This is a genomic window from Vibrio sp. V19_P1S1T109, assembly GCF_002241375.1.
GTDB classification, from domain to species: domain Bacteria; phylum Pseudomonadota; class Gammaproteobacteria; order Enterobacterales; family Vibrionaceae; genus Vibrio; species Vibrio anguillarum.
In genome coordinates, this window is record NZ_NDIM01000031.1 from 1 (window position 1) to 2,045 (window position 2,045).

2 protein-coding genes are annotated in these 2,045 nt (G+C 42.5%); one reads left to right on the forward strand and one right to left on the reverse strand.

Features of this window, described 5'->3' with window-relative positions:
• Positions 1 to 118 precede the first annotated feature (118 nt).
• Positions 119 to 1,003 (reverse strand): NAD(+) kinase, encoded by an 885-nt coding sequence (gene nadK, locus B9J87_RS01825; protein ID WP_094149260.1) that lies wholly within the window; start codon positions 1,001 to 1,003, stop codon positions 119 to 121.
• A 142-nt stretch (positions 1,004 to 1,145) separates the two neighbouring features.
• On the opposite strand from nadK, the gene grpE reads away from it, so the two are divergent.
• On the forward strand, positions 1,146 to 1,745 hold the full coding sequence (grpE, locus tag B9J87_RS01830; protein WP_038148829.1) for a nucleotide exchange factor GrpE: 600 nt from the start codon (positions 1,146 to 1,148) through the stop codon (positions 1,743 to 1,745).
• The last annotated feature ends 300 nt before the right edge of the window (positions 1,746 to 2,045 follow it).

Consider the following 2,045-nt stretch of genomic DNA (forward strand, 5'->3'; position numbering starts at 1 on the left):
ATTTATGATGGAAAATAAATAGAAATTTAAAAACCCATTAAATATTAAAGATTCCCGATAAAAAGACCTCAATATTATTAATCGAGGTCGACAGTCAATAGAAGGTGAAGAGGTTGGTTTAAAACAATTTACTCGACCAACCCAGTTTCTTTCTTAGCACGTGATAGTAGCTGTAATCTTTAGGATGAATGAGCTTTAGAATATTTGGGCTTTGGTAAATATGCACTTCATCACCGGGGGAAACCGGTAGGGATACTTGTCCATCGCAGCTAACTTCCTGTGTTCCGCGATTATCAGGCGAAACCAGCAGTTTTATCTGGCGGTTGCCATCCACAACTAAGGGGCGGCTTGAAAGGGTATGCGGGAACATGGGAACCAGTGTAATGGCGTTTAAACTGGGGGATAAAATCGGCCCGCCGCCAGAAAGTGAATAAGCGGTAGAGCCCGTTGGGGTAGAAACGATAAGGCCATCAGAGCGTTGAGAAAAAGCGAAGCTATTATCTATATAGACTTCAAATTCAATCATATGTGCAATTTTGCCGGGGTGTAATACGGCTTCATTAAGCGCTGCATTATGGCTTTTGACTTGCCCGTGGCGATGAATTTCTGTTTCCAGTAAGAAGCGTTGCTCTTCTAAATATTCGCCATTGAGTACTGCAAATAGCCTTGGTTGAAAATCTTCTGGGTTGAGATCGGTCAAAAATCCTAAATTGCCACGATTCACCCCAATCACGGAAATGTCGAAGCGTGATAATACGCGTGCGGCACCGAGCATATTGCCATCGCCCCCAACCACAACCGCAAGGTCTGCTTTTTTGCCGATTTCAAGCAGGCTAGCGAAATGTTCCGCAGGTACACCTTCCAATATTTCGCTGAGACGATCATCAATAAAGACCGGATATCCCATTGAAGTTAGCCATTGGTAAAGCTCTTTATGTGTTTGAATGGCTTGTTGATCTCTTGGTTTTCCAATGATAGCGATCACTTCAAATGGTTTTTTCATAAATTTTCCAAACTAATTAGGCTTGAATCAGGATTGTTCATCCCCATAATAAGGGCAAGTTATGCCTTTGTGCGAATTTTTGTGTGCTTAACTTTTTGAACTGTGGAGGTTAAGCGCAAAATAGTTGGATTCTGGAGATATCATGAACAACGAAGAAAACAAAATCAAAGAAGAAGAACTACAGCAAGAAGTAGTGGGTCAAGAAGCTGAAGTCGTTGGTACTGACGCGGATATCGATTGGAACGAACAAGTTGAAGTCGATGAGAAAGAGTCCCAAATTGCGCAATTAGAAGCGGCGCTACTGTCGAGCGAAGCAAAAATTCAAGAGCAAAAAGACTCGGTGCTAAGAGCGAAAGCGGAAGTTGAAAATATGCGCCGCCGTTCAGAGCAAGAGATCGATAAAGCGCGTAAATATGCGTTGAGCCGTTTTGCTGAAGAGTTGTTGCCAGTGTTAGACAACCTAGAGCGCACGATTCAAGCTGCTGACGCTGAGAACGAAGTGGTGAAACCGCTGGTGGAAGGTGTGGAACTGACACACAAAACTTTCATTGGCGTAGTTGAAAAGTTTGGCCTGAAAGAGATTAATCCTGAAGGCGAAACATTCAACCCAGAATTGCACCAAGCAATGTCAATTCAAGAGAGCCCAGATCATGAACCTAACACTGTGATGTTTGTGATGCAAAAGGGCTATGAGTTGAACGGCCGAGTGATTCGCCCTGCGATGGTCATGGTATCAAAGTAAAGAGTTGCGAAATAAGCCAAATGCTTTATTGGCGTTAATTTATTCAGTGCCAAAGAGAGGTGTACGTCGCCTCTCTTTTTTATGTCGAAATCGATTAATGTCGAGATAGAAACCTTCATTAAGTGATTTCGGGATTGAAAAAGTCGTTATTTACGCTGTTTAGTCGAAATATCATAACTTTTTTCAATTTTGCCCTTGAAAAGGTGCTGAGTGACCTTATTTATTGGGCATACGAGAAACGAACATCCTTGTTTAGTTTGTGAGTAAGGGTTGAAACCCTGTTCTCCCTCCCCCACATAG